Origin of the sequence: Bacillus sp. FSL E2-8887 (assembly GCF_038007205.1) — a bacterium.
Taxonomy (GTDB): domain Bacteria; phylum Bacillota; class Bacilli; order Bacillales; family Bacillaceae_G; genus Bacillus_A; species Bacillus_A mycoides.
This window is the reverse complement of the sequence record NZ_JBBOWS010000001.1, coordinates 1,555,655-1,580,997: the sequence shown is the minus strand read 5'-3', so window position 1 is coordinate 1,580,997 and position 25,343 is coordinate 1,555,655. Positions and strand designations below refer to the sequence as shown.

The window sequence follows — 25,343 nt, the reverse complement described above, 5'->3', positions numbered from 1 at the left end:
AACCTAACCTGTTACAGAAACTTTTACTCGTGAAAGAGCTTTTTTATATGTTGAAACCACTTAATTCTCAAACACAAAATTAATCTTATTATCTTTCCACTCTAACTTCGCATCAAACGTTTTCTCGCCTTTTTTAAAGCCTTTAATTAAATCGGTCTTCTCACCTTTTAATAGCTTCGTCATGTTTTTTTGCGAAATGGCTTTGCTTAATATCTTCTTCGAAATGGTAAAGTCACACTGTGTTGTGTTGTAGTTGGAACAACCGTAAAACGTGGACTTGTCGATAACATCGCCATCACATTTTTTACAGTTCCCTACCTTTTTACCTGTTGTAAATTTCGATCCTTTTCGTTCAATCGATTCAACATGTAATCCAGTGAAATCCCATTTCTCTGACATTTCTACCGCATCTTCAATAATTTTAGCTGATAGTTTTTTCGTTTGTTCCATAAATGTCGCTGGTGAAGCTGTGCCTTCACCAATTTCCGCAAGGCGTTGCTCCCATTTTGCTGTCATTTCTGGTGAAGCCAGTATTTTATCACCGATTGCTGTAATTAATACTTTCCCTTTATCTGTTGCGTACACTTGGTTTTTCTGCACATCTATATATTTACGGTCTTTCAGCATCGTAATAATACCAGCACGAGTGGCCTCAGTACCTAAACCTTCTGTTTTCTTCAATACTTTCTCCAGCTCTTCATTCTCTAAATACTTACCGGCCGTCTTCATTAACGTAATAAGTTGTCCTTCTGTATAACGTTTCGGTGGCTGTGTTTTTCCCTCTTTCACTTTCACCTTTACAACTTTTCCTTGTTCACCTTCTGCGACAATTGGAAGAATTGTTTCGTCATCTTTATCGTCTTGGAAAATAACTTTACGCCAACCTTCTTGAATTTGCTGTTTTCCTTTCGAAATGAACTCAGCACGTTCGTCTACAAGAGTTGTAATCGTTGTGTAATCAAAGATTGCTACTTCATAATGCGCCGCAATAAGTCTTCTTACGATCATATCGTAAATTTTCTTCTCATCACCTGATAGTTTGCTTGGATTTGTAACTTGCTCTGTCGGTATAATTGCATAATGATCTGTAACTTTCTTTTCATTCACATAACGCTTATTGTTCATAATCGATTCAATTGGTGCTGGTAATAAACCTTTATATTCATCAAACTGACTTAATTTCTGTAAAATATCAGGGAACGTCGCTGCCTCTCCTTGTGTAACATAGTTAGAATCCGAACGAGGGTAAGAGACTATCCCTTTTTGATATAGTGCTTGTGTTATATCAAGTGTCTTTTTTGGTGAAAATTTAAAGGCTTTATTCGCTGTCGCTTGCAGTGCTGATAAATTAAATAAAAACGGCGGCTGAAACTCTTTACGCTCCGTTTTCATTTCTTTTACTACAGCCGGTTTGTTTTGACAAAACGCTGCAATTTTATTTGCCAAATCAGGGTCATTTAAGCGGGACTCATTATCTTTCTCCCATTTCCCCTCATATTTCTTTCCTTCTATATTAAAGGTTGCGAACACTTCCCAAAACGGCTCTGACTTAAAGTTCTCTATTTCTTTTTCACGCTTTACAATGAGTGCTAATGTTGGTGTTTGTACACGACCAGCGGAAAATACATCGTTCATTCCCTTTTTCTTTAGCAAAATGCTAAAGACACGCGATGCATTCATACCAACGACCCAGTCAGCGCAAGATCTTGTATATGCTTCGTAATACGTATTAATCGTATCTGCTTCATCTAGTAAGTTTTTAAATCCTTGATAAATAGCTTGTTTCGTCAAAGATGAAATCCAAAGACGCTTCATTGGCTTTTGCACGTTGCAAAGATTAATAATGTTTCGTACGATCAGTTCCCCTTCACGCCCAGCATCGCCCGCATGAATAATTTCTGTTACCTGAGGATTATGTAACAGCTGTTTCACAACGTTAAATTGCTTATACTTTGACTTTGTTACCTCAAACTGAAAACGCTCTGGAATCATCGGTAATGTATTTAATGACCATTTCTTCCACTCTGCGTGATAATGTTCTGGATTACATAACTGCGTCAAATGACCAATTGCCCATGTACAGTACGCTCCATTTGGAAATAACTCATTTGCTTCTACTTCTAAATACCCATCTTTCCGGCGATATTTAAACTGTGAAACAAGAGCCAAACCTTGATCTGGTTTCTCGGCAATAATTAATTTCATTTTATAACTCCCTATCTGTATTCCAGTGTTACTTTCATTGTCTATATGTTTAGAAGCGATGATAATACAACAATCTTATTTATCATTCGCGGTTTGTCTCACAAATGGGAGACCTATAATATTATACGCTTATTCTTTATGTGTTCACAATAGAAACTCATTATATAACACTTTCTTTCGCATGCTCACAAACAAAAAAAACGCCCCAAAATCGAGCGTCCTTTCCATTCACCACTATTTGCTTTCATATATTCTATAAAATTTAAAATACAACAATTCCTTATGAAGCATCGTCTACTAAGATAACCATCATTATTTAAAAATTATATTGAACTTACCTTTTTTAAATTGTGCAGATAATATGCAGATATTAATAAGCATAAGTACTCTCCATTTGAACATATGATGAAGTGAATGATAGGACAGGGAGGTATCATGATGTTTGCTTATACGTTAACTGCCTTAACACTTTGTTGTATCTCGATTATTATCACATCATATATTTCTAAACGTAAGGGTACCCTAATGGAGTATATGGTATTTATTATGTCTTTTAGTATGAGTATCGGTTTAAGTATCGGTTTTTATTTAGGTATTCTCTTTAAAGGAGAATTACTATATTCTACTTTGCTTGCTATTTTGATTAGCGGTTTTATCGGTTTTTTAGTCGGTCTACGTTTTCACCTGTACACTGCCTTAGAAGGAATGTTCTCTGGTTTAATGGCAAGTATGATGGGAGCTATGATTACAGAAATGTTAAACGCTCAACAAGCACATAGTATTCTGTTTATTAGTCTTTTACTTACTATAACGATAACTATGTCATGTATGATTCAGCTTTTATCAGAAACCTTTTCTACTTATATCCACCGCCGGTTTCTATTAGTACTTTCCATTAGCGTAGTAATTGTTCTTACTGTATTCGTGACATTTCCAGATCATACTCCCCCATCTTCATCCGGGCACGATCAACATATGCATTAACACTTGCAACGAAAATAAATAAGCAGCTATCCATAGGATAACTGCTTCATATTATTCTGGCTGATTAGGAATGTTAGGGTTTGGAACATAATCAGATTTGTAATCTGTATATTTCACTTCTGTTACCATTCCTGCTGAAGCATGGTGTAAATCATGACAGTGGAACATCCATTCACCCGGATTGTCTGCTACAAAGGCTACTTCATATTCTTCTCCTGGTTTTAAGTTCAAAGTGTCTTTAACAATTGGAGAACCTTCTATCGGTTTTCCATCTTTACTTAACACTTGGAAGAAATGGCCGTGTAAATGCATCGGATGATCGTCCGCTTTAGAGCGATTTACTAATTTTACTTTTACTAAGTCACCCTTTTTCACTGGAATTGGGTCAATATCTGGGAATACCTTTCCGTTAATTGTATATACCATTTCATTTCCATTCATTTGCGTATTCAAGTCCATATTATATGTGGCAGTATACTGTTGATTTGACGTGAAACTACCTAATTTTTTAGCACCATATTTCGTCATGTCTAATTTTGATAACTTCTCTTTTTCGTTTGCTTTGTCTTTCATCTCTTTACTACCTTCATATTCAATAACAGCTTTCATTCCTTTTGCACCTTTATTTTCTGAATGGTCTTCAACATACCATTTCCCAGGATTATTAGCAGTAAATTCAATATCATAACGTTCACCCGGTGCTATTGAAATTACTTTATCCTTAATAACTTTTGGATCATTAATTGGTTGGCCATCTGTCGCAATTACTTTTATATCATGGCCATGAACGTGTATATCATGTGATAGATAACCAGCATTAACGAATCGAAGACGAACTTTATCGCCCTTATCCACTTTTAATGTCTCTACTAAATCTCCGCTTTTACCATTGATTGTGAATAAGTCATACATACTCATATCATGACCTTCCATCTTCATATTTCCATGATCCATGCCTTTCATATCATCATTCTTTTTCGTATTTTCATTATCCTTAGATTTATTACCATCTACTTTTTCTGTTTGCCCTTTTGTCATTTCTTTTAACTGCTTATTAATTTCTTCTTTATCTGTTACCCATTCATCTAACATTAATGTGTAATCTTTATCATATTTTTCATTAGTATCTTCTACAATGAGAGCACCATATAAACCTCTATCTAGTTGATTCACAGAATCTTGATGCGAATGATACCAATATGTTCCTGGTACGTTCGCTTCAAATTCATAGGTAAAACTCTTTCCAGGTTCAACCGCATCTTGCGTCACACCTGGAATTCCATCCATGTTATTTGGGACAGGATACCCATGCCAATGAATAGATACTGGTGCAGATAATTCATTTTTTAATGTCACTTTAACCTTTTCACCTTTTTCCACTCTGATTTCTGGACCTGGGGATGAGCCATTAAATGTCCAGACTGGAACAATAACACCGTTACTTAGCTTTTGCTTTTCTTCTTTCGCTACTAAAGTAACTTCTGGCCCTTTTACAACTTTCAATGGTTTTGTAGCCGTTTCAGTCTGTGTTGTTTTTTTATCGTCCATATTTTTATGATCATTTGTTGTATTTGTGGTCGCAGAACATGCAGCAATTAAAGATATTACGGAGACTGTAACTGCTGTTAATATAAATCTCTTCATTGAAAATCCCTCCTTTTTCTTTTTCAAGATTATTATAGAAGACAATTTTCAAGAAAATATGGAGGTTTAAAATGGCCTAAATAAAAAGACGCCCAAAATTGAGCGCCTCTTCTAATAATTATTTCGTAACAACTTCATCTTCTTTTACATTCACATTATTTTCACTCATAAACTCTTCAATCTCTTCAACTTCTCTAATGATATCTTTTGACAAGTTTTCATACCCATCTTTTGTTACAAGGATATCATCCTCAATACGAATTCCAATTGATTCTTCTTCAATATAAAGACCAGGTTCGATTGTTATAACCATACCTTCTTCTAACACTCTATCTTTGTATGTTCCTACATCGTGAGTATCTAAACCAAGGAAATGGCTGACGCCATGATAATAGTATTTTGATAACTCTTCATCTTCTTGAATTAAACCAATTGCTTTACACTCTTCTGCCAGTACCTTTTTTGTATGCTCATTTAATGCAGTAAACTTTAATCCTGGCTTAATAAGCTCAGTTGTTTCTTTCAATGCTTTTAACACTATATTATATATTTGTTTTTGGCGACTAGAGAATGTTCCACTAGCTGGGAATGTGTAACTAATATCAGCGTTGTAGTAATCTTTTTGAGCACCTAAATCGAGCAGCACTAAATCACCATTTTGAATTTGTGCATCATTATCTTCATAATGAAGGACTGTAGCATTTTTACCACTCGCCAAAATTGTATTGAATGCATGATGTTTAATTCCAGATGATTTAAGCGTAAAATCAAAATGAGCTTCTAATTCATATTCCATCACATCTGCTTTTGCATGCTTCAGCACGTTATAAATACCCTCTTTAGTTACAGCAATCGCTTCTTTAATGATTTCAATTTCTTCTTCCGTTTTAAACACTCGTAATTCACAAATATGCGGATATACATTACCAATTAAAACGTGTGGATACTGTTCTCTTACATATTTAGCAAACGCTAACGTTTTCGTCTCAGTACCCTTCCACTCACGACGCTCTAAATCTAAATACAGATGCTTCACATTTTCTGTGAAAAGTGTATTTGCCATTGTCTTCTCAAAGCTTTCTATATATACAACTTTTTTTATGCCTGAAATTTGTTCTGCATCTTCTTTAGAAACTGTTTTACCGTCCCATTTTTCCATTACTGGATCTGATTTTTCAATGAAAAGAGTTTCTTCCACACTATTTCCAAACTTTTTCAACATGAAAATAACATTTGGCTCATCGATTCCCGTTAAATAGTAAAAATTTCGATTCGGCACAAATTTATAATGTGCATCGGCTGACATATGAGGTGCTTGCCCAGCAAATAAAATAGTAATAGATTCATCCGGTAATGTGTTTACTAATCGTTCTCTATTTTGAGCAAAAAATGTTGATTTCATAATAATCCCCCTAGCGTTCTATGTATAATTTTGAAACTGATTATCCAATATAATTCATTCTATTATTGTTATAATTTTTCGTCAATTAATAGTGCTCATAGAGAAAAGAAAATCTTCATTACTAGGGCCCCTTCCACTCTAAATTATGCATACCACTCCACAATTTCTTGACATTTATTCCATATACTTAAAATCTCATATATATGGAAAGGAGTCTACAAAAGTGAAACATTATGTAGCAACAGGGTTAGCAATTACTTCTTTATTAATAATTACAGGATGTTCTAGCAATGCTGAAACAGCACCAGCTAAAAAAGAAACGGTGCAATCTCAGCCAAAAAATAAAGAAACAGCAAATACAATTCCGCAAAACTTCTATAAAGAAATTACCTCCGGGAAAATAGAGCACATTCACGGAATTGGCTATGCAGGAAATATGCCCGGGGTTTCTATCGCAACTCACAGTGGTATAAAAGTTTATCAAAATGGAAAATGGTTTGAAACTAAGACTGAGCTACATGATTATATGGGATTTCAGGCAACGAAGAACGGATTCTTTGCCAGCGGTCATCCTGAACCAGGAGCAAATTTAAAAAATCCTTTAGGATTAATGAAAAGTTCTGATGGCGGTAATACCCTTGAAAAGCTAGCGTTTTATGGAGAATCTGATTTTCATAACCTTGCTGTCGGATATAATACGGAAGCAATTTATTTATATAACGAGCGTCCAAATTCTAAATTACAACAAGGTTTTTATTTCAGTACGGACAACGGACAAGAATGGAAAAATAGTAAATTAAAAGGTCTTTCAAGTACAATTCATTCCTTTTCCGTACATCCTGATCAATCTAGTGTAATCGCGGTAAGTGCTAAAGACGGTGTATATTTGTCTACAGATTATGGAAATACATTTGAACTATTTTCTAAACCAGTTGAATCGACCGCAGTTACATTAAGTAATGAAGACATTATCTATGCCTCTATTAATAAGCAAACTGAGCAACTGATTACGAAGAAATCAATTGCTACAAATGAAGAAACAAACTTACAGATTCCATCTTTAGATTCTAAAGATACAATTATGTACATATCACAAAATCCTCAAAATTCAGCTGAAATAGTTTTTGCTACAATGAAAGCAAATGTCTTTCTTTCTATGGATGACGGTAAAACGTGGAAGCAGATTACTAAAAATGGAACATTACAATATAACTAGTTAGAAAGGTGAATATAACGTGTTTTCAACAGTTAGCGAGTGGAGTTATCAACTCATGTCTCCTTTAATGGATATCGCGAATGCTACGAAATCAATTCCTCTTTTATTTGCGTTTTTATTAGGCATTGTAGGTACCCTTGCTCCTTGCCAATTAACAGGAAACATTAGCGCTATTACACTTTATCCCGCATTAACGGGCAGTAAAACTCCCACCTCAAAATTCGGATAGTACAAAGAAGTTAGGTGGGATATCAACTGCCCGTAAATGCCCGATTGGTTCAACTAATAATCAGTGGGGGATGAACAAAACCCCCACTGATTAAAGTTTCACTTTATGGCAATCAATCTTTACAAAAGGGACATGCATGGAAACATATATTGTTATTCATTTTAGGAAAAATAATAGCTTTTACGACACTTGGACTATTAGTATGGTTCTTAGGAAAAGAGATTCAGCAAATATTAACTTTGTATTTCCCATGGTTACGAAAAATAATTGGACCTTTATTAATTTTAATGGGGCTAATGTTGGCAGGTATTATAAAAGGAAGAAGTTTCTTCTCAATCAAATTTATACGAAAACAAAATGAGGTTGGCTCATTTTTACTTGGATTCTTTTTTTCCTTAGCCTTCTGTCCGACTATGTTCGTTCTATTTTTCGGAACGTTAATCCCTTTATCTTTCTCATCTAATTATGGATACTTGTTTCCGACATTCTTTTCGATAGGAACTGCTCTACCTATCGTTGTACTTATGTTCATCATCTCCTACCTTGGATTAAATGGGACTTTACTGAAAAAGAGCCAAAAAATAGGAAAAAACATTCAGCGTATAGCCGGTGTTCTCCTTATATTAATCGGGCTTTATGATACTGTCCTATATTGGTAATACACACAAAAGGTAAGCTTCAGTGAAATGAGCTTACCTTTTGTATCATTTTATTCATTTTTTCTTTTGTTGTAGTTGGCTTAGTAAATTCGTAACAAACGCCAGAAACAGTGAGTCATTTTCTTTTTTAGGTGACCATTGCATAATAAGTTGTCGTGGAATTTTAATTTCTATCGGTTGCACGATGAAGTCATGAATAATTTGTTTATGAAGTCCTGATAATGGAACGATTGTTATTCCTTTAACTTGTAAAGCCAGTGCTAACGCCGAACTAATTGTCTCTGATTCCATCACTTTATTAACTACTATTTCATTTTTCATCAAATATGGTTCAAGTACTTCTTTACAACCAGAGAGCGGCATTATAAAAGGATAATTTTTCAACTCTTTCATTGTAAGAGCAGATGGAACTGACTTAGAAGAAACCATAACATACGGATCTTCACCAATTACATCATAATGAAATCCTGGTATTAAATTTTCTTTTATAGAAATAGAAAAATCTGCACTTCCAGAAGACAGCCAATCTAACACTTCTTGATAGCTTCCTTCTCGAACTGCAAGCACATACTGACTTTGATCAAAATTACCTAGTTCGATACACTCCGCCAAACAATATACAGTAACTGAAGGATATGTAGCTAATACAATCTTATACAAGTTATTATTTTTTAATTGTAAAGCTGTTTCTTCAAGGTTTTCATACTCCATTAGAAGTCGATCTACACAAACTAAAAATTCTTTTCCATTTTCATTTAAAACAGTTCCTTGTCTAGAGCGATCAAATAATGTTATCGCATATCGTTTCTCTAATTTGTTTACGATATGAGTTATAGCCGGCTGTGTCATATGTAACTCCTTAGCTGCTAAACTAATGCTGTTCAAACGAGCCACGTATTTAAAAACTTTAAAATCAAAAACGTTCATTCTGTTCTCCTTATATAAAAGTTATTTATATCATCTATAAATAAGCTTCATTATATTTATCAACCCACTTCATATACACTAATTATACATCATCAATATTACGAAAAAATAAACATATAAACATTAGAGGAGTGTTGATTAAATGAGTACTTACGTTTTAGTACATGGAGCATGGCAAGGTGAATGGGCATGGGATTTAGTAAAACCTCAACTAGAGGCTTTCGGACATACAGTTATTACACTAGACTTACCTGGAAGTGGGAAAGATACAACTCCATCACAAAATATAACATTAGATTCCTATGTTAATGCAGTAACAGCTACTATAGATCAACAAAATGAAAAAGTTATTCTTGTTGGACATAGTATGGGTGGAATTGTGATCACTCAAACCGCTGAGCTTATACCAAATAAAATCGATAAATTAGTATATCTTTGTGCATTCTTGCCACAAAATGGAGAAAGTCTTGGTAGTAAGTTAGACGGAGAAGCTGGCCCACAATTCTCTATAAATGAGAATGACATGACCGCAGAACTTATACCAGAGTTGATTGAACAAACATTTTTAAATGCTACAGAAGACGGTTCTATTAAAGGAGCATCTTTTAATCAAATGCGTCCTCAACCACTAGGACCGTTCCAAAAAGAGCTAAAAATATCAGAAGAGAACTTTGGAACTGTAAATCGTATTTATATCGAAACAACTCTAGATAGAGCGATTCCGATTGATTTTCAGCGCCGAATGAATACAGAAACTACTTGCACAAAAATAATTACTTTGGAAGCTGATCATTCACCATTCTTTTCTAAAACAACAGAACTTGTGAATTGCTTAAATGAGTTAAGCTAAATTTCATTTAATGAAAATAGACACCCGTGGGTTTCTATTTATTATGCTAACTAGGGATTGTATTTTCTTCTCTACATTTGCATGCCCTTTTGCTTCATCTCCCACTTCTTATACAGTAGCACTGCGCCAAATAAAAATACCCCCGCAACAAATGAACCTACTGGTAACATTTTTATCATTTCATCAGGAAATACGAGCGGAAGTAATGGAAATGCATAAGCTGCTGGAATACGTACCCCAACAATTTTTAACAAAATAAGCATCAATATCATATTTAATAAAGTAACTACAATCCATGAATCGATTGCAAAATACAATAACGTTCCAACAGTTGCCGATATAGTTAATACTACGATTTGTTTAAAAGCCATTTTTTCATTGTACATCGACTTTTGCAGTGATTCATACACAACAACTAATATTGGTGGAATAACTGCTAATTGTTCATAACCAGTTATCCAACATAAACTGATCCACATGAAATTTAGTATTAGAAATACAGTCATATATTTATACTGTATATTCACTTTTCTCTCAATACCGTTGTTCAATTTAAATATAAGAACACCTACCATTAAAATAAATGTTAAAGCGAATACTGCGATAACAAATGACCATTCCGTCGCATTTGTTACTAATGGTAATAAACCTGTCGCAATAGATGGTGCTAAATTGGATTGAATTACACGTAAAAACAGCATCATGAATACAAGCGTTAAGCTTACTTTTCCTAAATAGGCAATATCCATTTGATTCACTGCAAAACCAATAACAGCTGTTATTGACGGCGCAATAAAGATTTTTTCTGGTTGTCTTAGCCATCCCGGCTCACGATATACCCATAAAGCTATTGCCATCGCAGCTATTTCCGGCAAAATTACTTCTGGATCATCTAATAGTACACCAGCTGTAACCATCGCTAATATAAATAGAATTGCAATGCTATATGATATGATTGTTTCTTTCCTTGAAATTACTGAATTCATTATTACATACTCCTTTTTGCTTATTACTCTCATAAAGTAAAACAATACCCTATATACCCTACTTAGGTATTGTATATTAACATCTTTTCTATTTCAAGTATTTGTAGTTTTTTCATTCTTTATCACCCCATACACTTACAAAACAAGGCATGTTTACAGGCATTGACACTTATTAAAAGATACGTTACAATAACTATACATTAGTAAGTAACTAATGTAATTAAATCTAACTAGAGGTGAAAACAAATGAAAAACATTTTATTCCGTATTAACGAATTATCAAAAAAAGAAAGAACATCTGGATTAACAGTTGATGAAAAACAAGAACAACAAATGTTGCGTCAAAACTATACAAAAACATTTCGCGGGAGCTTAGATTCCATTTTATTAAACACAAAAATCGTTGATCAAAATGGTCTTAACGTTACACCAGTTGCATTACAAGATGCTCAAATCCGTTTAAAATTAAGCAAATGAAATCAAAGCTAAAAAAACAATCGTATAAAACATAAAAAGAGCTGAAATTCCTATATAGAAATTCCAGCTCTTTTTATTGTCTTTTCTAATTTAGTATACGAGCGATACATCGCAATTCTCCACGATACGATCATCGCAAAAGCGAGTAAGAAAAACATTCCACTTAATTGGGTTAAATCAATTGATTGACTTAAATATGATTTTAATGCTACCCGGACAGCTAATAAACCAACTAAAATAAATATGAACGCTTTTGATGGTTTCATATATATGTCTTCGCCTCTTATTTCGAACTTAGATGTTTTAATAAGAAATATAGAGAAAATAAGTCCTACGCTAATTGCCTCTACTATTTCTAAAGACGTTAATCGAAACTCTGGTAAGAAGTACATCATTGCACCAGTGCTCATAAAAATTGGCGGTAATATAATTTTCTTTTTCGTTACCGGTTTTTTCGCTGACTTAAAGCGAAGAAACATAACTCCAACGGCCATACAAACCGCTACTATACTTGATAAAAGTGCTAAACTCATACTCTCCACTCCTATCTATTTAAAAGATTTTTTGAGCAAAATCATAAACCAAACGAGCCCAACACTTATAATGACATGACCTAATCCAGCCATATGGCTTAAACCATTAAAGTCAGTTCCATTCACTTGTAGAATACCTCTAAATACCATTGTAGCGATTGTAAAAATAAGTCCTATGTTATAAACAACAAACCACGCACGAAAACTTTTTGTTTCATGGACATTAAATACTTTAAATAGAGCTAAAGCAATCAAAAAGAATACGAAGCCGAGCACTAATACGTGTGTATGCACTAATTGCAACATAGTGGATCCTTTAATTCCTTGCGCTTTCGTATACTCTCTAGCAAATACACCTGATAATAAACCAATAATTAAGTAAATGAATGCTGCATTATATAATTTCTTCATCATATTCCTCCTGCTGTAGAACGACAATTTATATCGTCACTTTCCATATTCACTGCAATCATTTTACGCAAAGTTTATGAACGGAATATGAACAGATTATTACATTCTATTATTGAAAATAAAAAAGGCCATTCCACAACTATTAATTGTGGAATGGCCTTTTAACTTATTTTAAATCTTCAATTGAGAAAGCACCTGGCAGTAACTGTTCCACAGTCACTTCTTTTTCATCACCTTTTACATTCGTTAGTAATACAGGCATTTTCGGATCACAAAATTCAGCAATAACTTGTCTACATGCACCACATGGTGAAATCGGTCCGTCTGTTTCGCCTGTAATGACTAAGTAACTAAAATCGCGCTCACCTTCTGATACTGCTTTAAAAATCGCTGTTCTTTCTGCACAGTTACATAAACCGTAAGAAGCATTTTCTATATTACAACCAGTATAAATTTTACCTTCTTTCGTAACTAGCGCTGCACCAACAGGAAATTTAGAATACGGAATATACGCTTTCGATAACATCTTATTTGCTTCTTCGATATATTTTTTCTTATCCATATTATTTCCTCCTCAAAGTAAATGTAATTATGATTAGTCAGTAATAACTGTATGAACTAATTTAGGAGCCACTGCTGTTTCAGCGATAGAAATGTTCTCATAGATTTTTGCTTTTACATCTTCTACATTTTCGCGATTTGCATAGATCGTTACGAACGGCTCGCCTTCTTTTACTGCATCGCCAACTTTTTTACGTAACATTAATCCTACCGCTAAATCGATTTCATCTTCTTTTGTCGCACGACCTGCACCTAATAACATAGCTGCGATACCGATTTCATCTGCAACAATGTTTGAAATCACACCTGAAGTTTTTGCAGGTACATCAATTACATACTTCGCTTGTGGCATTTTTTCTGGATTGTCTACAATCGAGCTGTCTCCGCCTTGGTTGCTTAAGAACTCTTTAAATTTCTCAGTTGCTTTTCCATTTTTCATCACTTCAATTAGCATTTCACGAGCTTCTTCTAATGTATTTGCTTTTTTCGCAAGTACGACCATTTGGCTTCCTAATACAAGTACTAATTCTGTTAAATCTTCTGGACCTTCGCCTTTTAAAGTATCAATTGCTTCCTTCACTTCTAGAGCGTTACCAATCGCAAAACCAAGAGGTTGTGACATATCTGAAATTACTGCCATCGTTTGACGTCCAACATTATTTCCGATACGTACCATTGCATGAGCTAATTCTTTTGCATCTTCTTCGGTTTTCATAAATGCACCAGCACCTGTTTTTACATCAAGTACGATTGCATCAGCACCAGCTGCAATTTTTTTACTCATAATTGAACTTGCAATTAGAGGAATTGAATTTACTGTTCCTGTTACATCACGTAATGCATAAATCTTTTTATCAGCAGGTGTTAAGTTTCCTGTCTGTCCGATAACAGCCACTTTGTCACGGTTTACAATATCAATGAACTGTTCTTTCGTAATTTCAACGTGGAATCCTTCTACCGCTTCTAATTTATCAATTGTCCCGCCCGTATGTCCTAAACCACGACCAGACATTTTTGCTACTGGTACATCTAAAGCAGCGACTAATGGTCCTAATACTAATGTTGTTGTATCACCAACACCGCCAGTTGAATGCTTATCTACTTTAATGCCTTCAATTGCTGATAAGTCAATTGTTTCTCCAGACTCAACCATTGCCATCGTTAAATCTGCACGTTCACGATCCGTCATATCTTTAAAGAAAATTGCCATTGCAAGTGCACTCGCTTGATAGTCAGGAATACTTCCGTCTGTATAACCGTTAATAAAGAAATTAATTTCTTCAGTTGTTAATTCTTTTCCATCACGTTTTTTCGCAATAATATCTACCATTCTCATTACAATCACCATTCCTTTTTATATTATATGAATCTGTTAAAATAATAAGCCAACGATTGTTGCTGATAAGAAACTTACTAATGTTGCACCGAAAAGTAATTTCAAACCGAATCTTGCGACTACATTCCCTTGTTTTTCATTTAAGCTCTTAACTGCCCCTGCAATAATCCCGATTGAAGAGAAGTTTGCAAATGAAACTAAGAATACAGATATAATCGCTGTCGTTCTATCTGAGAAATTAAAGTTTCCTTGTGCTAAATCTGTCATCGCAACAAATTCATTTGATACAAGTTTTGTCGCCATAATATTCCCTGCGTTAACTGCTTCATGCCATGGAACACCCATAATAAATGCAAATGGTGCAAATACATAACCAAGAATTTCTTGGAATGAGATACCGATTACACCTTTAAATACTGCATTAATGAATGCGATAAGAGCAACGAAACCAATTAACATAGCTGCCACTGTAATCGCAACTTTAAATCCATCTATAATGTATTCCCCTAATACTTCAAAGAATGTCTTTTTCTCTTCTTCTTGTACTTCTAACATATCTTCTTCTTCAGTAACTTCATACGGGTTAATGATAGAAGCAATAATGAAGCCACCGAATAAGTTAAGCACTAAAGCGGTTACAACATATTGCGGTTTTAATAACACCATATATGATCCAACGATAGACATAGATACTGTAGACATTGCAGATGCACATAATGTATACATTCTTTTCTCTGGCAATAATCCTAGTTGTTTCTTAACTGAAATAAACACTTCAGATTGTCCTAAAATCGCAGAAGCTACCGCGTTATATGATTCGAGTTTCCCCATCCCATTTACTTTACTTAATACTAGACCGATAGATTTCACAATAATAGGTAATACTTTAATGTGTTGCAAAATACCTATTAAAGCTGATATAAATACGATTGGCATTAATACACTTAAAAAGAATGAAAACTCTTTTTGATTTACTAATCCACCAAATACGAAATTCACACCATCAGCGGCATATTTTAATAATTCTCCAAAACCATCTGCTATTCCGCTAATTAATATATTCCCTACGCTTGTATTTAATAATAAAAACCCCAAAATGAATTGTAATATAACCATCGTTATGATTGGGCGATATTTGACTTTCTTTCTATCATTACTAGCAAGCCAAGCGATACCTAAAATCAATACGAGGCCTAAAACACCGATTAAGTATTTCATAAGCCGTCTCCTCCCATTCGTATCCGCTTACATTCTTTTCAATTGTTAAAGCAATAGATACACTTTACTTTAAACGTGTATCTATTGCTTTTCACACTTTATTAATTAGTAATTATCTGTAGCACCTTTTGCATCATTTAATACGATTGCAACACTAGCACTTGCTCCAACGCGAGAAGCTCCAGCCTCTACCATTTTGTCTGCATCTTCACGTGTACGAACGCCGCCAGATGCTTTCACGCCAACGTTTGGTCCAACTGTTTTACGCATTAATGCGATATCTTCTGCAGTTGCTCCGCCAGTTGAGAATCCAGTTGAAGTTTTTACGAAATCAGCGCCAGCTTTTACTGATAATTCACAAGCACGAACTTTTTCTTCATCTGTTAGAAGGCAAGTTTCAATGATTACTTTTACAAGAGCTTTTCCTTTTGCTGCTTGTACTACTTCATAAATGTCTTTTTCAACGAACTCATTGTCGCCATCTTTTAAAGCACCTACGTTGATTACCATATCAACTTCAGTTGCACCTTTTGCGATAGCATCTTTTGTTTCGAATGCTTTTGTTTCAGTAGTGCTTGCTCCTAATGGGAAACCGATTACAGTACAAACGTCTACATCATGTCCAGCTAATTCTTCAGCAGCTAGCTTTACCCATGTAGGATTAATACAAACTGAAGCAAATTTGTATTGCTTTGCCTCTTCGATTACTTTCATAACATCTTCTTTTGTAGAATTTGGTTTTAAAATTGTATGATCAATTAACTTTGCAATGTTCATTATCTTCACTCCTCATATCTTTTAACAACTTCATTCTAACCCTTAGTTGAACAAATGTAAATACACTTTTGAACTTTTGTTCATTCTTTTTCAGAAGGGGATTTCTAGTAATACATTGAAAGTAGTATAAGCTTGTAAATAAAGGATGTGAATCACTTGTTTAAGTCAAAATTCTTTATATTCACATTGCTAGTATGCACCTCACTATCCATATTTATTTTTTATAAAAGAGATGTTATTTTCCAAGAAGGAAACCCAGTTCCATTTGCTTTAGCTATGTCTAAGATGGTTATTCAAGATAAAGAAATGGTGGAAGTAGAACCGATAGATAATCAATACCCCTAAATGGAACCTTTTATCGATATGATGGAGCAAGATGGCTGGAGTTTTGTAGATAGAGATATTATGGCTAACTCACTAATTTTTGAAAAAGGAGATCAATCAAAGAGCGTTCCTTACAAATACTTTACAAGGTACTACACATTGATTTATTCATACTAAAAATAAAAGGCTTTCTCAAAATTAATATTTTGAGAAAGCCTTTTATTTCTAACCTTTTTGATAATGTAACAATTCTTTCGCTGTATGCTGATCTATAATTAGTACATTTGCATACCCGCCACGTAACGCACCGTCAATTGCTTTTATTTTTCTATTACCACCTGCAACTAAAATAGAACGTTTCTTTAATTTAAGTTCCTCTAACTCAATTCCAATTGTACGCTTATTAATTTCTTCACTACTAATATTTCCATCTCCATCAAAGAAACGTGAACAAATGTCACCGACAGCTTGTTCTTTCAAAATGTTCGTTTCATCCTTATCTAAATATCCTAATCGGAATAATAACGCTTCATCACGCACTGTTCCAACAGTGAAAATTGCAATATTTGCTTGTTTCCCCATTTCAATAATGTGATGAATATGTCTATCTTGCTCCACTAATTCTTTTGTCACCGCATTATCAAATATAACTGGAAGAGGTAGATTTCTTGGCGTCGTTTGAAAAGCATCTGCAAATAACGCGATCGTTTCATTCGCATATGTATTTACACTTGAGTGACTAATGCCACCTTTTAACTGGACGACCTCTACACCTTTCACATGTTGCGGTACGATTTTTCTAGCGATTTCATACATCGTCATTCCCCAGCTTACACCAACGATATCACCAGTTTTCACTGTCTTTTCCATATACTCAGCTGCATATTTACTAATATACTCAGTAATCGTTGCATATTCTGGCACTGGAGAAAATACAACATGCGCCTCTAACAAGTTGTACTTTTCTTTAAGTAAGTTCCCGACGTTATCTAAATCAGCAAATGGATCTGCTATACTAATTTGAACAAATCCTTTTTCTTTCGCGTACTTTAATAATCTAGAGATTGTCGGTCTTGAGATATTTAATTTGTTAGCAATTTCTTGCTGACTATAATCTGATTGATAATATAATCTTGCAACTTCAACGCTTAATTGTTGTTTATCCTTATCCATAGTAACTCATTACATATCCTTTCCTGTATTTCCTTTTCGTTACAAGCATTATACAGCTTTATGCAAAAAAATTCGACTACCGAATTTTCTCTAACTGAACTTCTACTACACTTAGTATTTACAATGAAACTTTTATTTTTTAGCTTCATACACTCGATACAAATGATCTTGAATCAGATAAAGTGAAACTTTAATCAGTGGGGGTTTTGTTCATCCCCCACTGATTATTAGCCCTCACCAATCGGGCTTTTACGGGCAGTCCGACTCCCACCTAACTCCCTCGTATTCGCCGAATTTTGAGGTGGGAGTCTTACTGCCCGCAAATAGCGGGATAAATCGATTCATATTTAATTCATTCTTTTTGTTCTTTCTGTAGTAACAATAACAAACATTAAATATCGTTTATGGAACTTCCTTAACGTACGGTAAAGCCAAGTTTTTTAACATAGAAATTCCTTAGCGTGCGAAATTCACGTTTTGATGGCGAGACCCCATCGCCATCAAGCTAAAATTTTATAGTACCCCCAGAACGAAATTTTGTGCTACTTGTAACAAAAAAGCACATTTTTTCGTTTTGGGGAGCAACCAAATTCTTAACTTGATGGTGATGGAATATTTACTTTTCTGAGCTTGATAGCGATGGATGATATCCCTATTACGTAATGATTGTTAGACGTCCAATTTGATTACACTCTTCAGCGAACCAAAGATCGCCATCCGGACAAAACGTGATACCATGTGGCTCTGCATTATTTGTAGGTATCGTATATTCCGTAATAACTCCTTCAACTGTAATACGGCTGATTTGGTTACCTCCCCATTCTGTGAACCAAAGATCTCTGTTCTTCCCAGGTATTATGGCATGAGGACGAGCGTTCGGCGTCGGTATAACAAATTCTTTGATCTCACCTTCGAACGTAATTCTACCAATTTTATTGCCTATGATTTGCACAAACCATATTGCTCCATCTGGGCCGCTCGCAATTCCAACTGGCCCGGAGTTGGGTGTTGGGATTGGATATTCTTTGACCTCACCTTTAGTGGTTATTCTCCCAATCCTATTGTTCTGATTCTGTGTAAACCATAATGCACCGTCTGATCCCAGAGTAATAAAAGAGGGAAATGATTTGGAGTTAGGCAATTCAAACTCGGTGATTTCCCCTGACTTTGTTATTCTTCCGATCCTACCATTATTCATTTCTGTAAACCATATTGCTCCATCTGGGCCTTCCGTTATGCCAAAAGGTGCAGCGTTCGTTGTAGGGAGTACATATTCTTCAAAAAGACCGTTCATCGACATTTTACCGATCTTGCTTGAGTTATATTCCGTAAACCATAAATCACCGGTCTGGTCCGAGATAATTGACATAGCTCCTGCATTTGCTGTCGGAATGGGAAAAGAATTTATTTCACCAGTAGCATTTATTCTACCAATTCGATTCCCTTTCTGTTCCGTAAACCACAATGCTCCGTCTTTTCCTACGGTTATTCCATATGGTCCTGAATCTATTTCATTGACCACATATTCTTGTATCGTGATCCTCATATCATTTCCTCCCATTGAAAATTTCGAGTCTTGTTTTTCGGTATAATTTAGTTTAAAAAAGGACATTCCTGGTATTACAGTGGATGCCCTTTTTGCTAAATTATAAGATATTTTGTTAGAATTCAAAGTCTAGAATCATTTTACTGGTTTGACCTGTAAACTTATAATTATAGGACCCTTTCAGGCTTTCTAATTCACCAGTAGCTTTGATGATTGTTGCAGGGGAATCTAGATTTCCTTTATCAAATATCCCTTGCTCTATAGCTATAAATGTCCCTCGTTTTCCCTTATAAATTCCTTCGAAATGTAAAAATCCAGAAATTTTAGCAGTAGCCAAGTGACCATCATCTATAGTTGATTCTAAATAATATAATAAATATTCAACAAAAGCTTTTCCTTTTAATTCACCGTCAATATCATATTCGACATGGGCAATATTAATAGGGAAATCTTTTCTAGTGTCATTGACTGGCTTTTCATCCCATTTACTTACTGTAAATGTTACTTCCATACGCGTAAACCTCCCTTCATCATTAGATGAGTAATCTACCTCCAGTATATCACCTAAAAAGTACCATCAATAATTATATCTCATAGGAGTGTTTCTAAAGTAACGGATGCTGCTGGTAAGACCCTGTTAAGAGCAAAAGACGACTTATTTTTTGTTCTTCTTATATGACATTGAAAGTAAATTTTTATTTAACAGTTTACTTTCATTTTTATTAAAAAAGAACACGTAGAAATTACTACATGTTCTTTATGAGACGGTTCATTTTTAAATATTACGTATCTTCTAGATTTTTCTTATTATATAGTTGTGTCCTTCTATTTCTTTTCCCTCATTTCAACAGCAAAGTTCATGATCTCTTCCTCTGTTAATTTTTCTTCAGTGGTTAAGATCGGACGGATTACTCTATACGTTTCTTAATTATTTCAATTGTACTAGAAATTGTGAATTAAAAAAGAGAGCCGTAGCCCTCACTTTCAATTAATAGCAATTAAGGATGCTTCGAGGGTATTTAATAGTCTACATTTTAAGGAATGTAGGCTAAGTAATATAAGTTAATCTGTTATTAATTTTGAATAAATACTTAGATCAATAAACTTTTCATTAGATTTTTCACACTTTCTCATTGTCCCTTCGAATGTAAAGTTTAACTTTTGTAAGACTTTTATTGAATTGATGTTTTCAGATTCAACTTTTGCTTCTATTCTATTGAATTCTAAAGTACTAAACGCATAATCCATTAAAGAGAGAATGGCTTCTGGCGCATACCCCTTACCCCAAAAAGCTTTACTAATATCGTAACCAATTTCTGCTTTGGCGTTTTTGAAATCAAATGAATTATAACCACAAGAACCGATAATTTCATTTGATTCTAATTCAATTATTGAATAACGAATAGCTCTGTTTTCCCGAGATAACTTATCAAGCATTTCAATCATATCTACCGCTTGGCTTTCATCAGTAAAACTATTGATATTCATAAATTTTGTAACTTCTGGATCCGCCCAAATTGTAAACATGCTAGCTGAGTCTGATACTTTTATTTTTCTTAAAACTAATCTTTCGGTTTGTAGTTCTGTAATCAATATTTTTACCTCCATTATATTTTTATTTTGGGGTCAAGATATTGATATCTGCGCATAGTTCAGTCCCTTCGTGTTTCAAGATAATATTATTATAAAAGCTATAAAGGATGAACCAATAAATTTCAAAAATTTGGTTATGTTACAGTTTATGATAACTGCGTAATAAAGAAAAATGAAACAATTGTATTGTGATTTTTAAACATCTTTAATTTTATTCTTATTTACCGTTCGTTGAGAGCAATTATTTTTTAGTTGCTGTATTTCCCATTGCAATAGAAATTCTATTCCAACTGTTGATTTGATTAATTACCAGAACAAGGTCAACATATTGTTTCTCGTCATAGTGTTCACGTACTCGCTTATATAGGTCTTCAGGAACTCTTTTAGTGGGAATTAGAGTAATATGCTCAGATAGTTCAAGAGCAACTTTCTCTTCAGGTGTATAAAAATCACATTCATTCCAAGCATTCAAGCAATAAATTCGTTGTTCGGTTTCACCTATCTTACGGGCATCTGATGTATGCATATCCATGCAGAAAGCACAACCGTTAATTTGAGAGACTCTAATCTTTATAAGTTCTCTAGTAATTCGATTAATTGTAGATTTCTTAGTGTACTTCTCCATATCCATCATAATTTTCATGCCATCAGGTGCAACATCATAGTAGGAAATTCTTTGACTCATAAGGCAAGACCTCCTTTGATTTTAAGATACTTATAATTATACCTTAATACGAACATTCGTGCTATTTTTTTGTTTGTAAAGCATTCGAAATCAAAGAGAATTTCAGTTATAGATAGTGTAATTAGTTGTTTCATGGTACGTAAATATCGCAAATGAGTAACCGTATTTTCCAAACAAATATTTTCACTTTTTAATTACTTTATTATTACCGTCAGAATAAATTGAATAACTCTATTAATTTTTAAATGATTTTATTATAAATGAAACAATTTTATTATCACCAAACAACTACATAATTTTGATCAAACTTTATTCGAAAGCTACAGTGTTTTTATCTTCCTATAGTTATTTATGGGGATTTAGTTAATTTTTTCGTTTTGGAGAACAACTAATTTCTTAGCTTGATAGGCATGTGACGAGACCCCCTGCCCGTCAAGCTAAAGTTTTAATGTACCCCCAAAATAAAAATTTTCTTTCACTACAGTTAATTACTTTGAGAAGTCAGCGGATTTTTTCATTTTAGGGGGATTTTGTTTTGTTAGCTTGATAGTGATGGGATACAGCCAACATTTTGGAAGTTTTATATGCTAAGCGAATTTTAACCTAAAAAAGTCGAATTCCTGTACGTTAAGTGAAGTGGCATTTCATTCACATAATCCCTATTATCTGAAGTTAATAAAGTCTGTTACACTCTCTTCTTTAAAAACGTTTCCATAATATCCTTCTTGAATCTTTTATAATCAAGCTGAAAAGCTACATTATGCGTTTTATAGCCTGGATTAGTAGCAAAACGAAAGTCTGCAATACTTTGACCAAATCCTTCTCCTTGATCAGGAATTACTTTAATGGGTACTCTTGAAAGGCCAACAGCCTCTTGATTCAGCAAATACCACACTGTTACAAAATCATGCATAGGGCTTCCACTTATACCAGGATTAGACTTAGAGTAGAATTTATAATAATAGTCTAACATAGGTTTGATGATGAGTCCTGCAAGATCCTGTGTATTCCGATGAAATGCATCGATTTGCTGGACCATTTCGGGTGTAACAATCGCATGTTGAGTCACATTTAAAGGAATAATTGTCAAGTTCTTTGCATGCTGCAGAATTAAGTTTGCTGCATAAGGGTCTGAGTAAAAGTTAGCTTCAGCCACAGCAGTTACGTTACCTGGATAGAAAAAAGCTCCCCCCATGCAAATACATTCTCTTACGTTTCGCATTGTTTCTAAATTCAACACAAAAGTCGTAGCTAGCGAAGAAAGTCTTCCTAAATTGATAATTGTAAGATCTTCTAAATTTGATTCTATAATTTGATAAATATCATTTAAAGGATACACTGGATATGAAATTTCAGGGGGAATGATAGGTCCTAATCCGACTTTTCCATGTACCTCAGGGAAATACTGAATCAATATACCTGTCAGCGGTACAGAAGCACCAAGGAATACAGGTATCTCTTCTTTTCCCGCAATGTACTTCAAATAGTTAATATTTCTTATTACATTTTCTCTGGATACATTTCCATAATCGGCTACAATTCCTACAAGTTGAATGTCTTTACGAAAAAAGGTGTACAGTATAGCAAACGCATCATCAATCCCCAAATCTGTAAACAGGAGAACCTTTTTTTTCATATCTCTTCCTCCAAAATCTATAGAATCCTACTTTCACTAATGATGTAGTGATCAGGCTAAGCTTGTATGTATATATTTTATGTATTCTTAAAGAGTGGATTCTATTCACTTGAAATAGCTTTGCTCATCTAAATTTGATATTATGTTCAAGCGTAAGTTTCTGTTCTTAAGTTCATAGGCATGTTGTGCTATCCCATGCCCATCAACTTAAGAATTTTTTAACACCCCAAAACGAAAAAACAAGTTAAATTCTCATAGATAACTATCTTATAATTAATTATATAATTTATTTTGCAATATAATAATATAAAGATATTACACTTAAAAGAGGGGATTCAAATTGGTTAAAAACTTACCTTTACTAATAGTTATTTTAATACTAGATGTAAGTTCTTCTACATTAAGTACGAACGGATACTTTTCTCCAGTTATAGAATGGTCTTTAATGCTTATAAGTATTATTTTAAACATTACTGCAGTTATAGGCTTATCACTACACGTCTTTGTATATCAACCTATGAAAAGATTTGAAAAAATTAAAATGAGACCTTCAAATAAAATAATTATATTTGAGGTAACACCACATCGCCATCGAGTGTTGGTTTAGAAAAAAGTTTGATTATAAATTACTCGAAACCCTTGATTTTACTGTATATAAAAAGCTGTCGTTTTGAATAAAGATTGATCAAAATGACAGCTTTCTTTTATTTTTAATAACTGTTTTTTATAAAAAAGATTGATTATGATTATTTTAAATCTTTAGCTTTAAACCTTCGTACGTTGCTTTAAAACCTAACCGTTCATAAAACCTTAACGCATCTGGTCTTTTTTTATCAGTTGTCAGTTGTACCAAATGACAACCACGTTCTTCTGCACGTTGAATTGCCCATTTTATAAGTTCAGTACCTACACCCTTTCCTCTTACAGAAGCAGATGTTCTCACTCCTTCGATAGTAGCTCTCCATCCACCTTGATGTGTTATATTTTATGATATTCAATAAATTTAACTTATAAAAATATTTTTATTCTTATTCAACTATCCTGCCCCGTTAGTTTAAGTACATTTCTTCACAATTTTTACAGTGATAGTAACATAAATACCCAACAAAAAATCATCTCACCTCTAGAAATCTATAATGATAGTTTTAGAATAAGTGAATAAGAGAAATAACCACCATTGATTATTTCTCTTTTCATATACATATTTATTTTTGGAAAAATAACCTAACTCCAAATACTAACAATACTGCGCCAGTAATACCTTCTATTGTACGGTTCACTTTTTCTTTTCTTAAAAAAGTTCTTAATTGACGTATTAGTGAGATATAAAGTAAATATCATATTGCTGTCAAAGTCGTAAATGTGAGTCCTAACAAAAGAAATTGGAAGAGATGACTTTGATTGTTCACAATAAATTGGGGTAGAAAACTAAGGAAAAATACAGCAGTTTTTGGATTTAAGATTGCCGTGGTAAATCCTTGTCTAAAACTTTTAATCGTTCCAATATCCTTAGAGTTCATTCCCACTGAACCTGACATATCTTCTTTTTTAGAAAAGGCACTTTTAATTGACTTTACAGCTAAGTAAATTAAATAAAAAGCCCCAGCATATTTTATTAATGTAAATAGCATAGCAAATTTCATTAGGATAGCAGAAAGTCCTAGTGTAGCCATTATTGTATGAATCATCATTCCAGATACCGTTCCTAAGACGGTCTTTATCCCACCATTTTTACCATGCGAGATAGTGTTTTTTGTAACTAAGGCAAAACCGGGACCAGGCATTATTATGATTAGGATTGCTGTAAGGATAAATAACAAATAATTTTCCATGTTCTAGTATTTCCTTTCCAATTTTTAGTTTTGCCTATAGTATAGCTTTTTTACTTAAAATATTAAATATAAAAAGCGTGATCAGGAGTTTATCGAGTTTATTAGTATCAATTTGACCAAACATTATCCTAAAGTTACA

22 protein-coding genes and 4 pseudogenes are annotated in these 25,343 nt (G+C 33.9%); 7 read left to right on the top strand and 19 right to left on the bottom strand.

Features of this window, described 5'->3' with window-relative positions:
• Positions 1-60 precede the first annotated feature (60 nt).
• The gene (topB, locus tag NSQ08_RS07955) at positions 61-2,205 is read right to left on the bottom strand and encodes a DNA topoisomerase III (protein ID WP_002200885.1); all 2,145 of its coding nucleotides are present in this window, start codon (positions 2,203-2,205) and stop codon (positions 61-63) included.
• A 438-nt stretch (positions 2,206-2,643) separates the two neighbouring features.
• Between topB and NSQ08_RS07950 the strand changes: the two genes are divergently transcribed.
• Complete coding sequence (locus NSQ08_RS07950) at positions 2,644-3,189, top strand: hypothetical protein (RefSeq protein ID WP_002200886.1); 546 nt, start codon at positions 2,644-2,646, stop codon at positions 3,187-3,189.
• 51 nt (positions 3,190-3,240) lie between these two features.
• On the opposite strand, the gene NSQ08_RS07945 is transcribed toward NSQ08_RS07950, so the two are convergent.
• On the bottom strand, positions 3,241-4,833 hold the full coding sequence (locus NSQ08_RS07945) for a multicopper oxidase family protein (protein WP_340773281.1): 1,593 nt from the start codon (positions 4,831-4,833) through the stop codon (positions 3,241-3,243).
• 118 nt (positions 4,834-4,951) lie between these two features.
• The gene (locus tag NSQ08_RS07940; RefSeq protein ID WP_002012280.1) at positions 4,952-6,235 is read right to left on the bottom strand and encodes an aminopeptidase P family protein; all 1,284 of its coding nucleotides are present in this window, start codon (positions 6,233-6,235) and stop codon (positions 4,952-4,954) included.
• A gap of 223 nt (positions 6,236-6,458) precedes the next feature.
• On the opposite strand from NSQ08_RS07940, the gene NSQ08_RS07935 reads away from it, so the two are divergent.
• Both NSQ08_RS07935 and NSQ08_RS07925 read left to right on the top strand, forming a co-directional pair.
• Positions 6,459-7,451 (top strand): F510_1955 family glycosylhydrolase, encoded by a 993-nt coding sequence (locus tag NSQ08_RS07935; RefSeq protein WP_340773273.1) that lies wholly within the window; start codon positions 6,459-6,461, stop codon positions 7,449-7,451.
• A gap of 19 nt (positions 7,452-7,470) precedes the next feature.
• Positions 7,471-8,339 (top strand): annotated as a pseudogene (locus tag NSQ08_RS07925) (urease accessory protein UreH domain-containing protein).
• A 54-nt stretch (positions 8,340-8,393) separates the two neighbouring features.
• Here the strand turns inward: NSQ08_RS07925 and NSQ08_RS07920 are convergent.
• Positions 8,394-9,266, bottom strand: coding sequence for a LysR family transcriptional regulator (locus tag NSQ08_RS07920; protein WP_340773270.1), 873 nt, complete (start codon positions 9,264-9,266; stop codon positions 8,394-8,396).
• A gap of 142 nt (positions 9,267-9,408) precedes the next feature.
• Between NSQ08_RS07920 and NSQ08_RS07915 the strand changes: the two genes are divergently transcribed.
• The gene (locus NSQ08_RS07915) at positions 9,409-10,116 is read left to right on the top strand and encodes an alpha/beta fold hydrolase (protein ID WP_002086247.1); all 708 of its coding nucleotides are present in this window, start codon (positions 9,409-9,411) and stop codon (positions 10,114-10,116) included.
• Positions 10,117-10,187: 71 nt separating this feature from the next.
• Here NSQ08_RS07915 and NSQ08_RS07910 read toward each other — a convergent pair whose 3' ends face one another.
• On the bottom strand, positions 10,188-11,102 hold the full coding sequence (locus NSQ08_RS07910) for a hypothetical protein (protein ID WP_340773267.1): 915 nt from the start codon (positions 11,100-11,102) through the stop codon (positions 10,188-10,190).
• 246 nt (positions 11,103-11,348) lie between these two features.
• On the opposite strand from NSQ08_RS07910, the gene NSQ08_RS07905 reads away from it, so the two are divergent.
• Positions 11,349-11,579, top strand: a complete 231-nt coding sequence (locus NSQ08_RS07905; RefSeq protein ID WP_002035023.1) for a DUF896 domain-containing protein — start codon at positions 11,349-11,351, stop codon at positions 11,577-11,579.
• Between the two features lie 50 nt (positions 11,580-11,629).
• On the opposite strand, the gene NSQ08_RS07900 is transcribed toward NSQ08_RS07905, so the two are convergent.
• From NSQ08_RS07900 to deoC, 6 genes are all read right to left on the bottom strand, one after another.
• A complete protein-coding gene (locus NSQ08_RS07900; protein WP_016103152.1) occupies positions 11,630-12,112 on the bottom strand; it encodes a CcdC family protein in 483 nt (160 codons plus the stop codon).
• 15 nt (positions 12,113-12,127) lie between these two features.
• Positions 12,128-12,523 (bottom strand): DUF2871 domain-containing protein, encoded by a 396-nt coding sequence (locus NSQ08_RS07895; RefSeq protein ID WP_215588942.1) that lies wholly within the window; start codon positions 12,521-12,523, stop codon positions 12,128-12,130.
• A gap of 166 nt (positions 12,524-12,689) precedes the next feature.
• Positions 12,690-13,085, bottom strand: coding sequence for a cytidine deaminase (locus NSQ08_RS07890; RefSeq protein WP_000358532.1), 396 nt, complete (start codon positions 13,083-13,085; stop codon positions 12,690-12,692).
• A gap of 33 nt (positions 13,086-13,118) precedes the next feature.
• The gene (locus tag NSQ08_RS07885; protein WP_002165965.1) at positions 13,119-14,420 is read right to left on the bottom strand and encodes a pyrimidine-nucleoside phosphorylase; all 1,302 of its coding nucleotides are present in this window, start codon (positions 14,418-14,420) and stop codon (positions 13,119-13,121) included.
• 36 nt (positions 14,421-14,456) lie between these two features.
• The gene (locus NSQ08_RS07880) at positions 14,457-15,638 is read right to left on the bottom strand and encodes a NupC/NupG family nucleoside CNT transporter (protein WP_002035026.1); all 1,182 of its coding nucleotides are present in this window, start codon (positions 15,636-15,638) and stop codon (positions 14,457-14,459) included.
• Positions 15,639-15,743: 105 nt separating this feature from the next.
• Positions 15,744-16,415, bottom strand: coding sequence for a deoxyribose-phosphate aldolase (gene deoC, locus NSQ08_RS07875; protein WP_002012110.1), 672 nt, complete (start codon positions 16,413-16,415; stop codon positions 15,744-15,746).
• A 156-nt stretch (positions 16,416-16,571) separates the two neighbouring features.
• Between deoC and NSQ08_RS07870 the strand changes: the two are divergent.
• Positions 16,572-16,916, top strand: a pseudogene (locus NSQ08_RS07870) (hypothetical protein).
• A 48-nt stretch (positions 16,917-16,964) separates the two neighbouring features.
• On the opposite strand, the gene NSQ08_RS07865 reads toward NSQ08_RS07870, so the two are convergent.
• The 6 genes from NSQ08_RS07865 to NSQ08_RS07840 all read right to left on the bottom strand — a co-directional run bounded on the left by NSQ08_RS07865 (position 16,965) and on the right by NSQ08_RS07840 (position 23,372).
• Positions 16,965-17,912: a sugar-binding transcriptional regulator gene (locus NSQ08_RS07865; protein WP_000356572.1), complete on the bottom strand. Its 948-nt coding sequence runs from the start codon at positions 17,910-17,912 to the stop codon at positions 16,965-16,967.
• A 655-nt stretch (positions 17,913-18,567) separates the two neighbouring features.
• A complete protein-coding gene (locus NSQ08_RS07860; protein ID WP_001223216.1) occupies positions 18,568-19,458 on the bottom strand; it encodes a Vgb family protein in 891 nt (296 codons plus the stop codon).
• 115 nt (positions 19,459-19,573) lie between these two features.
• Positions 19,574-19,969 carry a DUF3224 domain-containing protein gene (locus tag NSQ08_RS07855; protein WP_002141295.1) on the bottom strand — a complete coding sequence of 132 codons (396 nt, stop codon included), beginning with the start codon at positions 19,967-19,969 and terminating at the stop codon, positions 19,574-19,576.
• 551 nt (positions 19,970-20,520) lie between these two features.
• Positions 20,521-21,051 (bottom strand): GNAT family N-acetyltransferase, encoded by a 531-nt coding sequence (locus NSQ08_RS07850; protein ID WP_340773239.1) that lies wholly within the window; start codon positions 21,049-21,051, stop codon positions 20,521-20,523.
• Positions 21,052-21,292: 241 nt separating this feature from the next.
• Positions 21,293-21,736, bottom strand: coding sequence for a carboxymuconolactone decarboxylase family protein (locus NSQ08_RS07845; protein WP_000083030.1), 444 nt, complete (start codon positions 21,734-21,736; stop codon positions 21,293-21,295).
• 685 nt (positions 21,737-22,421) lie between these two features.
• Positions 22,422-23,372 carry a nucleoside hydrolase gene (locus NSQ08_RS07840; protein WP_002189206.1) on the bottom strand — a complete coding sequence of 317 codons (951 nt, stop codon included), beginning with the start codon at positions 23,370-23,372 and terminating at the stop codon, positions 22,422-22,424.
• Positions 23,373-23,712: 340 nt separating this feature from the next.
• Here NSQ08_RS07840 and NSQ08_RS07835 point away from each other — a divergent pair, with 340 nt between their 5' ends.
• Positions 23,713-23,979, top strand: a complete 267-nt coding sequence (locus tag NSQ08_RS07835) for a hypothetical protein (RefSeq protein WP_002189205.1) — start codon at positions 23,713-23,715, stop codon at positions 23,977-23,979.
• A gap of 144 nt (positions 23,980-24,123) precedes the next feature.
• On the opposite strand, the pseudogene NSQ08_RS07830 reads toward NSQ08_RS07835, so the two are convergent.
• Positions 24,124-24,354 (bottom strand): annotated as a pseudogene (locus tag NSQ08_RS07830) (GNAT family N-acetyltransferase); the annotation flags it as partial.
• Positions 24,355-24,577: 223 nt separating this feature from the next.
• A pseudogene (locus tag NSQ08_RS07825) lies at positions 24,578-25,204 on the bottom strand (LysE family translocator).
• Positions 25,205-25,343: the final 139 nt, after the last annotated feature.

Coding starts and splice junctions, on each gene's coding strand:
- topB (WP_002200885.1), bottom strand. CDS start 2,205: ATGAAATTAATTATTGCCGAGAAACCAGATCAAGGTTTGGCTCTTGTT.
- NSQ08_RS07950 (WP_002200886.1), top strand. CDS start 2,644: ATGTTTGCTTATACGTTAACTGCCTTAACACTTTGTTGTATCTCGATT.
- NSQ08_RS07945 (WP_340773281.1), bottom strand. CDS start 4,833: ATGAAGAGATTTATATTAACAGCAGTTACAGTCTCCGTAATATCTTTA.
- NSQ08_RS07940 (WP_002012280.1), bottom strand. CDS start 6,235: ATGAAATCAACATTTTTTGCTCAAAATAGAGAACGATTAGTAAACACA.
- NSQ08_RS07920 (WP_340773270.1), bottom strand. CDS start 9,266: ATGAACGTTTTTGATTTTAAAGTTTTTAAATACGTGGCTCGTTTGAAC.
- NSQ08_RS07915 (WP_002086247.1), top strand. CDS start 9,409: ATGAGTACTTACGTTTTAGTACATGGAGCATGGCAAGGTGAATGGGCA.
- NSQ08_RS07910 (WP_340773267.1), bottom strand. CDS start 11,102: ATGAATTCAGTAATTTCAAGGAAAGAAACAATCATATCATATAGCATT.
- NSQ08_RS07905 (WP_002035023.1), top strand. CDS start 11,349: ATGAAAAACATTTTATTCCGTATTAACGAATTATCAAAAAAAGAAAGA.
- NSQ08_RS07900 (WP_016103152.1), bottom strand. CDS start 12,112: ATGAGTTTAGCACTTTTATCAAGTATAGTAGCGGTTTGTATGGCCGTT.
- NSQ08_RS07895 (WP_215588942.1), bottom strand. CDS start 12,523: ATGAAGAAATTATATAATGCAGCATTCATTTACTTAATTATTGGTTTA.
- NSQ08_RS07890 (WP_000358532.1), bottom strand. CDS start 13,085: ATGGATAAGAAAAAATATATCGAAGAAGCAAATAAGATGTTATCGAAA.
- NSQ08_RS07885 (WP_002165965.1), bottom strand. CDS start 14,420: ATGAGAATGGTAGATATTATTGCGAAAAAACGTGATGGAAAAGAATTA.
- NSQ08_RS07880 (WP_002035026.1), bottom strand. CDS start 15,638: ATGAAATACTTAATCGGTGTTTTAGGCCTCGTATTGATTTTAGGTATC.
- deoC (WP_002012110.1), bottom strand. CDS start 16,415: ATGAACATTGCAAAGTTAATTGATCATACAATTTTAAAACCAAATTCT.
- NSQ08_RS07865 (WP_000356572.1), bottom strand. CDS start 17,912: ATGGATAAGGATAAACAACAATTAAGCGTTGAAGTTGCAAGATTATAT.
- NSQ08_RS07860 (WP_001223216.1), bottom strand. CDS start 19,458: ATGAGGATCACGATACAAGAATATGTGGTCAATGAAATAGATTCAGGA.
- NSQ08_RS07855 (WP_002141295.1), bottom strand. CDS start 19,969: ATGGAAGTAACATTTACAGTAAGTAAATGGGATGAAAAGCCAGTCAAT.
- NSQ08_RS07845 (WP_000083030.1), bottom strand. CDS start 21,736: ATGAGTCAAAGAATTTCCTACTATGATGTTGCACCTGATGGCATGAAA.
- NSQ08_RS07840 (WP_002189206.1), bottom strand. CDS start 23,372: ATGAAAAAAAAGGTTCTCCTGTTTACAGATTTGGGGATTGATGATGCG.